General features: G+C 59.4%; 5 protein-coding genes. 3 read left to right on the forward strand and 2 right to left on the reverse strand.

Translation table 11 applies throughout. From position 1 onward, the window contains the following. Positions 1–226 precede the first annotated feature (226 nt). The gene (locus H5U08_RS05250; RefSeq protein ID WP_297030989.1) at positions 227–478 is read left to right on the forward strand and encodes a hypothetical protein; all 252 of its coding nucleotides are present in this window, start codon (positions 227–229) and stop codon (positions 476–478) included. 230 nt (positions 479–708) lie between these two features. On the opposite strand, the gene H5U08_RS05255 is transcribed toward H5U08_RS05250, so the two are convergent. Then, positions 709–2,343, reverse strand: a complete 1,635-nt coding sequence (locus tag H5U08_RS05255) for a right-handed parallel beta-helix repeat-containing protein (protein ID WP_297030990.1) — start codon at positions 2,341–2,343, stop codon at positions 709–711. A gap of 187 nt (positions 2,344–2,530) precedes the next feature. Then, on the reverse strand, positions 2,531–4,357 hold the full coding sequence (locus tag H5U08_RS05260) for a glycoside hydrolase family 172 protein (protein ID WP_297030992.1): 1,827 nt from the start codon (positions 4,355–4,357) through the stop codon (positions 2,531–2,533). Between the two features lie 553 nt (positions 4,358–4,910). On the opposite strand from H5U08_RS05260, the gene H5U08_RS05265 reads away from it, so the two are divergent. Together H5U08_RS05265 and H5U08_RS05270 are read left to right on the forward strand one after the other, a co-directional pair. Continuing rightward, the gene (locus tag H5U08_RS05265) at positions 4,911–6,197 is read left to right on the forward strand and encodes a Gfo/Idh/MocA family oxidoreductase (protein WP_297030993.1); all 1,287 of its coding nucleotides are present in this window, start codon (positions 4,911–4,913) and stop codon (positions 6,195–6,197) included. 72 nt (positions 6,198–6,269) lie between these two features. Then, positions 6,270–8,471 carry a HEAT repeat domain-containing protein gene (locus tag H5U08_RS05270; RefSeq protein ID WP_297030994.1) on the forward strand — a complete coding sequence of 734 codons (2,202 nt, stop codon included), beginning with the start codon at positions 6,270–6,272 and terminating at the stop codon, positions 8,469–8,471. Positions 8,472–8,856: the final 385 nt, after the last annotated feature.

The raw sequence follows: 8,856 nt of genomic DNA on the forward strand, positions 1-8,856 counted from the left end.
GGCCAGGGCGCGGTGTCCTGCCATGCAAACCGCCATCAAGCTGGCCGTTGCAGTTTTACTCTAACATACAACCGATTTTCCCGTCACGCAAAACAGCCGATTTTGTGCCCAAAAATCAACTGCGGCGTTTGCACAACGTGAATTGTGGGCTATGGTTTTCATGGCATGATTCCGAAGCCCACCCAGTGCGCAGGATGCAACCGGTTTTTCAATAAGGAGACATGCAATGCGGAAGGTGATGATCTGGACCGTTGGCCTCGGTTTGCTGGCCCTGGCTGTAGGGTGTCAGCGGTGCAATCTGTTCCGGCGCGGGGCCCTGTTTGCGCCGACGGCCGCCGTGCCGGCCGCGGTGATTGAGTGCCCACCTGTTGACCCCTGTACTGAAACCGTCGTCGGCGGAGCATGCGATGCCTGCACTCCCCCTATGACAACGGTGACCCCGCCGCCTGCGACGTTTGCTCCAGGCCCAGCCGGGTGAACCACCCCTGAATACTGGCCCCTCCATTTAACAGCTCAAGTCACGGGTTAACGCCCAGTCCATCCCGGCACTCCGCAACACACGGGAAAGCTTGCCGCCTCCTCCTGGCAGGAATCCGCCCGCGGTCGCGCTGTCCTGACGTGGCCGCGGGCCCCTATTTGCGCGATCGGCTGGGAACCCCACAAACATTCAACACAGCGCGGGGAAGTCGCCCGTCTCCTCCGCTGGTTCTACTGGTCCTGAGACGTGTCGCTCGAAAGGATAACGTTTTTGCCGACGAGGACTCCCTCGCTGGGGCAGTCAATCGTCCCTTCGCAGAGATTGTCAGTAACGACCAGATTCCGGCAACTCCGCGCCCGCATGGCCACGAACGTCCTGTCCTCGGGCTCACCATCTTCACGGGAGGGGCCCCGCAAGAGATTGTCGCTGACTCGGCTCAGGCTCACGTGGTCGAGCAGAATCCCCACCGGGCCGCATCCGGCCATCTGGCAGTTCGTCACGTTCAGGCCGGAACAGTTTTTCAGCACGATGGCGGCTTCTCTGCCGTTGATGTCTGCCAGTTGTAGCGCGTTGAGAACGCAGTCCTGGCATTCTTCTAGCCGAATGCCCCCGCGGTAGGGCCCCTGATGGGCATAGTTGGGATTCTGGTCGAACGAATTCGGGCCGATCACGATATTTCGGCAATTCCGGAGCACAAGGTCTTCCTCGCCCGCGCCCCAGAAAGTGTTTCCCACGATGGACACACCCCGCGCGTTGACGATTTCCACATTCGTGACCACGTCGCTGAGCACGTTTTCCGCGATTGTCAGCGCCCCCCACCACCGTCCTTTGGCATCCGACCCGATGAAGCGGATATTGGCACTGCCGGAAGCCTTGAGCGTGTGTTGAATCGTGCAGCCCGTGATGGCGATTTCCGCGTGACCGTACAGACTCTCCGTACTGTCGATAAGAATGTTGGCGGTGGGCTCCCCGTCGGGACTCATATTGGCTTCGATGTCGCACCCGGAGACCTGAAGGTTACGGAGGTATCCTTTACGGACGACAATACCGCCACCGTGGTTGTAGCTGATGTGGCTTCCCACAATGTTGATCTGGTGCAGATCCACATCATCCAGGTAAACGCCGATGCCTCGATTATGGTAAATATGACAGTCACTGATGATCACATTCCGGTTGCGTTGGTGCAGGCGAATGGCATGGAGTGTTTCACGAATGAGTGTCCGTGTGATGGTCAGTTGCATCGTTTGAATGGCCTCGATTCCGCAGGCCTCCTGATGATTTCCGACGATTTCTAAACCGTCCACCAGGGGCATGCGTTCGCGCTGCCAGACCTGCGGTTGCACAGTTTTCGGATCGGCCGTGCCCTGGTGCTGGCCCACAAAGCGGAGAGCGGGGCCGGCGCCATTCATAACGAGGCGGGCGGTACCGTTTCCCACAAAGGCAATCCAACCTGTCTCGCCAAGACGGACCTCGATCGGGGTTGTGATACGGTAGGTGCCCGGAGGAAAGAGAATAACGCCACCCTTGGCCACACATCTTTGGATGGCTGCTGTGTCGTCCTGGATCCCGTCACCCACGGCGCCGAAAGACTTCACGCTTGCAGCTTCGGGCGGAGTGGCTGTGCCGGCAGCGGCCGGTTCCAGGACAGCGGTCAGCAAGGCCTGTGAAACGCTCACCTTCGGCCGCAGAGCGAAATCCGTCGGCAAACCTGGGACTGCCACCGTCATATCCGCCGAAGGCCTGGGCGGTGTGCCCCACGTCTCTGCCGCACGGCACAATCCACAATGGGCTGTTCCAGCGAGTAGAATGACGGACCAAATAACGGTCTCGCGAAAAGTTTGCTGGATCGAAGGGGTATCGCGCATAACCTTTCTCCACTTGAACGAACTAACCCGATTGAACGAGGTAACCCGACCACTCATGGTTCGTCATTGGGCATGGGAAGACCGAATTTGACTGCATCCGTTAGTAATGCACTTCCCAAACGCTCATCGGTAGATAGGCCGGAATGACAGGATAACGAAGTTCTCGGTACCGGATCCGCATTTGCTATCATCCGCCGTTCTCGTGGACTGCCTTGTCGGGCGGGTTGTCAGGCGTTTCCACGTCGGCCGGTGTGTGTCGCTTGATCTGCCATCGCTGCCGCAGCCGGACCGAATCCACACCCAATTTGGTGCCGCGAGATGCCGGTGACTGGCCCACGCACTCAAACCGCAGCACATGGGTTCCTTTTGAAAGCGTACGCTGTCCCAGGTTGATTTCCCGGACGCGAATCTCCGGTGAATAGAAGTCTTCCCACTCTCGCACCACCTCGTGGTCGAGGAGAATCCGATAGATCCCGAAATCGTAGGAATCGGTGACACGTAAGGTCAACTGGCGCAGTTCTTCGGTCTTGACCTCAAACTCGCACTCGAACCAGGCTCCGAGGCCTTTTGTGTTGTTGAAAAAGAGTTGACCGTGGCCCGTCCAAGAGTGTCCCGACTGAAGGTGGAGCGTACCACCTTCGGACCTGCCTTTGGCAAGGAGTTCTTGTCCTTCGATGATGATGTCGAGATCAGGGAGCCGCCGTTGGGGAGCAGGCGGAAGGTGGGTGAAACGCTTTGGTTGTCCCTGCTGGTACCAGAAGGCCACGGTCGCAAAGTCGTCGTTGCGTTCCACAAATCCCCGATGGGTGTTGGGAGCCAGTTCGTCCTCACTGATCCAGCCGGCATCTTCGATCACAACGCGGAGAGATTTTTCAAAGCGGATGGGATCCAGAATGTGCCACCGATACACCGTGGTTTTGTAGCCCACCATGCCCCACTCACCTTCGAGGATTGTGACCCCAAAGTAGGGATATGTCCCGGTACCCATTCCCCAGGCGTTCAAAACATAGTCCTCCGTTCCCGTGCCCCAGATACTTGGGGTTGATTCGCCGTCGATGTAGAACTTTTCGTCGCCTTCCCCAAACCATTCGGGGCTCCTGGAGCGGACGCTGAGGACAGTGCCCACATATTGTCCCCGCCCCGCGGCATCCAGAATGAGATAGTCCCGGCCAGATTGAACCGGAAATTCCTGCCGATACTGGGCACAAAAGTAGAGAACGTCGTCCGGTAATGTTTCCAGCCGACAGTAATCAACATGATAGTAAAAGGCATTGAGGGGTTTCGTGCTTTCGTTGGTGATTTCGATGCGGGCTGACTTTTTGAACGGCATTGGCCACCAACAGTTGTAGGCATCTCCCCCTTCCACCGTGATGGCTGCGGAGTTGACCGGCGCTCGCTGGCCAAACCCGGCCGCGAAAAAGTCTCCCACGGGCGATTCCACGGCCGGCTCGGTAGCACCGTCCCAGTACATGCGGAGAACGAGCTCACTGTGGTCGGCATTGCCCTGCTTTCCCAACCAACTCGGTTCGGGACCGGGAAATGTCATCCAGATATGCTGAATGATTCCCGGGCCCTCGATCTCGGCGAGAACAAGTTTGCCACCGGGCGGTATGAAGCGGTTGTCGGCATTGCTGGATCGTTTCGGAGCAGCAGACGAAGCACGGGCTGATCGGCCCGGCAGCGGGCGGAGGAGATGTCCCAGGGGATGCGGCGGAAGATTGAATTCCCCAATGGCCTGCATTTCCATAAATGGCGCGAGACTCCCCAGTGGTTCGGGAAGCTGCACGTGCGGGTATTTTTCGTTCAATTCCTGCATTCGTGTTTCCAGTTCCCGAAGCTGCTGTATTACTCGCTGTCGGCGGAGGTACTCTTGGATTGCTGTCACCAAATCCTGGGCCTCGAGGGAAGGTGAAACGGCAAAAAATACCAGACAGCCAACGCCCAGGAACAGAACATAGTGTGAGGCATCTAACAGCAAGTGAAATCGCCGCACGCGGTGGCACCGGGTCCTCATGCGAGTTTCTCCATCGTGACGGCTTGGTAAGACTCAATATTGGGCAACATCTTTCTACTTCTGCTGAATGACAAAGTCAACAAAATGCGCTCGTTTGCCGCCTGGCCCATCCGCACTTCTTGTCAGCCGCTAGAAAGGATCGCCAACCGCGACCAGGCGTTGCGGAGGACTGAGAGTCAGCTCAGGGGACCTGCCTGGCCGGCCACATTTCAGCGTTCGATGGTCCATTTCACCGATTGTGCTCCGTCAGCTCAACACATTTCCTGGTCAAGGTAGGGGCAATACCTGGAGGGCACCACCACACGTTCATGGAATGGCCCCTACACAGATTCAGCCGGTAGCCTCACGCATCATTGGAAAGAGTGGAAATGGTTCAACTTTCCCCCATGCTTGACAAGCTATCCCAGAGGAACGATTATCAATGGCGGCCGCATTTTACCGCATGTCGAGTGCCCGCGCGAAACCTATGCGATTCGTCACGTTGCCTGCCTGAATGCGCCAGTTTTGGCGTGCGCAATTGAACGCTGCTGCATCACGCGAAGAGGAGGACATCATGAACGATCGGAGAAGTCACATTTCGCGGCGGGGATTTCTCCGCACGGCATTAGGAGCCAGTGCGGGCCTGGCGGTCCCCACGTTTGTGTCCCCGAGGGCCTTGGGGATGGAGGGACTCGCTCCTGCAAGCGAGCGGATTCGTCTCGGCGGTATCGGAATCGGAAATCGCGGGACGTATGACCTGGGGTGTTTTCTCCAGGAGCCTGACGTCGAATGCGTGGCCATTGCGGATGTGAAGTTGTTCCGTCGGGAACAGGCCAAGCGAATGGTAGACCAACGCTACGGGAACAATAATTGCGTGACCTATCGGGACTTCCGGGAGCTTTTGGACCGGCCGGATATCGACGCCGTGCTGATCGCCACCGGGCCGAACTGGCACTGCCTTGCGGCGGTTCTTTCGGCCAAGGCAGGCAAGGACGTGTACTGTGAAAAGCCGGTGACCAAGAATATCACACAGAGTCTGATTCTGGCAGAAACATTCCGGCGGACAGGGCGAGTGTTTCAGGCGGGGACGCAACGGCGTAATCTCCCCCATTTTGCCTTCGCTGTGGAGCTGGCGCAAAAGGGACGTCTCGGGAGGTTGCACACAGTCTATGCACACCCAGCCGGCATGAGCACAAGCATGAGCGGTTGGGCCCCCGCGGAGCCCGAGCCGCCCAAGGAAGAGGTCGATTGGGATCTCTATCTTGGCCCCGCTGCGTGGCGTCCGTTCAACAAACGCTGGCTGGACGGCTTCAATTTTGAAAAAGGCGGTGGGCTCGTTGGCGGTGGAGTTCTCGAGTGGGGCTCCCACTGCGTCGATTTGTGTCAGTGGGCCAACGATGCCGACAACACCGTTCCCGTCGAGTATTATCCGCCGGAAGGAAATCAGGTCAAAGCCAAATATGCAAATGGTGTCACACTGGTTCTTCGCGAAGAAGGCTGGTTGCCACTGGGATCATGCCCCGTGCGTTTTGAAGGGGATCGCGGTTGGGTGGAAACTGGGGACAGCGGAAAGCTGGCCCTCAGCTCACCGGCTCTTCTGGCCGGTCGCAAAGTGGCGGAAATCGGTGGCTATCCGGCGACTTTCCACGTCCGTGATTTCCTGGACTGTGTGAAGACCCGTGGCAAGCCGAAAGCGAATGCGGATGTGGCCTGTCACTCGCATATCGCGTGTCACGCTGTGAACATCGCGATTTTCCTCGGGCGGAAACTTCGCTTCGATCCCGTCAAGTACGAATTCATCGATGACGAACAGGCCAACCGATTGCGCGGGGAAGCTCTCCGCGAACCGTGGCGCTTCTGATACGGGTGAAAGGTCCCTTGAAGCCGCATGTAAAGCCACAAACAGCGATATGACCATCGAGGAGAAATAACCATGCAGATCTGGAAAAACGGAATCTCGATTGTCCTGCTTGGCATAATGACTTTGGGAGTCAGAGTCGGGGCTTTTGCGCAACAGCCCCCTGTACCGGAGTCGGAGTTGATTGCCATCCTCAAGTCCGATGCGCCGAAGGGGGATAAGGCGCTGGCCTGCAAAAAACTGGCGGTGTTCGGGACCGGGCAGGCAGTTCCCGTGCTGGCACCGCTTCTTGCGGATCCCGAACTCGCATCCTGGGCTCGTATCGCCCTGGAAGCCATTCCCGATCCAGCCTGTGATGCGGCGCTGCGGGAAGCGGCGAAGAAACTGAATGGGCGGCTGGCCGTCGGCGTGATCAACTCCATCGGTGTGCGGCGCGACCCGCAAGCTGTTGAGGTGTTAGCCGGGCGGCTGGGAGATAGCGACGCGGAGGTCGCGGCGGCCGCCGCAGTGGCCCTGGGGCGAATTGGCGGAGAAAAGGCTGTTGAAGCACTCCGGCCGATTCTCAAGCATCCCTCGCCAATTGTGGGCAACGCCGCAGCCGAGGGACTTCTCTCCTGTGCCGACTGGTATCTTGCTGAAGGGAAGGCCGGGGCTGCGCAGGAACTTTACGATCTTGTGCGTTCGGCCGACGTGCCCAAGCCGCGTCGTGTGGAAGCGACGCGGGGTGCGATTCTTGCCCGGGGCGCGGAAGGTATCCCCCTGCTGGTGGAGGAACTCAGATCCGGCGACAAGGATTTGGTGGCCATTGCCCTATCCACTGCTCGAGAGATCAAAGGACCGGCAGTGGCTCAGGCCCTTGTTGCGGAGCTTGGACCGATAACGGCAGCTCCCCAGCAGCGTCCGCCTTTGCTCGTCATCAAGTCCGCCCGTTACGGAGCCGGTGACCGCTGGGCGGATATCACGGAAGTGCTGCGGGCAGCCGTGCGAAATAACAGTCTTCAGATCGAGGCGTCGAACTCTCTGGCGGGCGACCCAGCCCCGGGTGTTGTGAAGCAACTCGAACTCGTCTATTCGCTGGATGGGCAGGAGTTTTCGCTACGCGTGAAAGAAGGCGAGATGGTCAAAATCGGCGAGGGGGTGAGACCGGCCGACCCGCGGCAGGTGGCGATCCTGGAAGCCCTTGCCGACATCGGTGATCCAGCGGGCATTGCGGCCATTGTCAAAGCGGCTCAGGGGGCCGACTGGGCTTTGCGATTGGTGGCTGTCCGCTTGCTGGGTCGAGTGGGCGACGCCTCGGCGGTGCCGGTTCTGGTCTCCGCCGCGACTGAAGGTGGTGAACTGGCACAAGCCGCGGCAGAAAGCCTGGTGCAGCTTTCCGGACAGGGGGTCGATGAGGCAATCCTGAAGGCACTGCACTCGGCTCAAGGAGCGCAGCGGGTGGTGCTGCTTCAGGCAGTGGGCGAACGATTACTCGAAGCGGCTCTGCCGGTCGCTCTTGCCGACATGACCAGTGACGATCCGAGAGTGCGGGCGGCCGCCATTCAGGCCTTGGGTATGATTGTGCCCTTGGAACAGCTCGATGTTCTGATCGGTCGATTTCTTCAGCCGCGTGATGACGAAGAATTCCAGGCGGTCCGCAATGCGCTGATGATGGCATGCAGCCGGATGCCCGACCTGGATGCTGCCGCTGCGAAGCTGATGGCTGTTTGGCCGAAGGCGCCCACCCGCACACGGGTGGCCATCGTGGACATTTTCGGAGCCATGGGAGGCCAGGGCGCGCTGCGCGGTCTCGCCCAGGCAGCCCGCGATTCGGAAGACGATGTTCAGGATGCCGCGACAAGGGTTCTCGGGGAATGGATGTCGGCGGACGCGGCTCCTGTGCTGCTGGATCTGGCCAGGACTGGCAATCCGCGGTACCGCATTCGCGCCCTGCGCGGTTATATCCGGATCGCCCGGCAGCTCGACGTGCCCCTGAACGAGCGAATCGCAATGTGCAGGGAGGCCCTGGCTGCCGCCCAGCGGCCGGAGGAAAGACGGCTGGTACTGGAGGTGCTCCGTCGCTATCCGACGGCGGAGGGTCTCCAGTTGGCGGTGACGCAGGTGGCGGTGCCTGAACTGAAAGCAGAAGCTGCCGAGACAGCCGTGCAAATTGCAGAAAAACTTCCCGGTTCAGATGCCCCAATTGTGGGGAAAGCGATGGATCAGGTCATCCAGGCAGCGCCTGCAGCCGAGATTGTCCAGCGGGCTCAGGCCCTCCGCCAGCGGGCACGCCAGTGAGCCGAATAGCGCCTGCATGGTGGGGTGTGGAGAACGCCGGACTCCACGGGGGAACTGTGGATGGAACACCGGGGCGGGCGTGACCCGTTCGAAGATTGGTCCACCGCGTAGCCCGCCCTGGGCTGGTCAAAGGCTCCAGATTTTGCTATGCTGGGCAATCGATATGGCATGACAGGGCGATGATCGTCGTCCTGGAGACGCTCCGGGGACAGTCGCAGATTTAAGGGGATCGAGGTCCCCCCATTTGTGGCCACCAGACTGAGGAGGCGCGGGGACCGCGATCTTACTTGCAACACGGGCGCGGGCTGGGGCGAATAGACCGCCTTGCCAACAGCAGGCGGCGCAGTATTTGAACGCGAACATGTTTAGATTCCTCCGGCTCGCA

Origin of the sequence: Thermogutta sp. (assembly GCF_014359955.1) — a bacterium.
Lineage (GTDB): Bacteria > Planctomycetota > Planctomycetia > Pirellulales > Thermoguttaceae > Thermogutta.

What these genes read in the sequence shown, in the direction of transcription:
- H5U08_RS05250 (WP_297030989.1), top strand. Translation starts at nt 227, where the DNA reads ATGCGGAAGGTGATGATCTGGACCGTTGGCCTCGGTTTGCTGGCCCTG.
- H5U08_RS05255 (WP_297030990.1), bottom strand. Translation starts at nt 2,343, where the DNA reads ATGCGCGATACCCCTTCGATCCAGCAAACTTTTCGCGAGACCGTTATT.
- H5U08_RS05260 (WP_297030992.1), bottom strand. Translation starts at nt 4,357, where the DNA reads ATGAGGACCCGGTGCCACCGCGTGCGGCGATTTCACTTGCTGTTAGAT.
- H5U08_RS05265 (WP_297030993.1), top strand. Translation starts at nt 4,911, where the DNA reads ATGAACGATCGGAGAAGTCACATTTCGCGGCGGGGATTTCTCCGCACG.
- H5U08_RS05270 (WP_297030994.1), top strand. Translation starts at nt 6,270, where the DNA reads ATGCAGATCTGGAAAAACGGAATCTCGATTGTCCTGCTTGGCATAATG.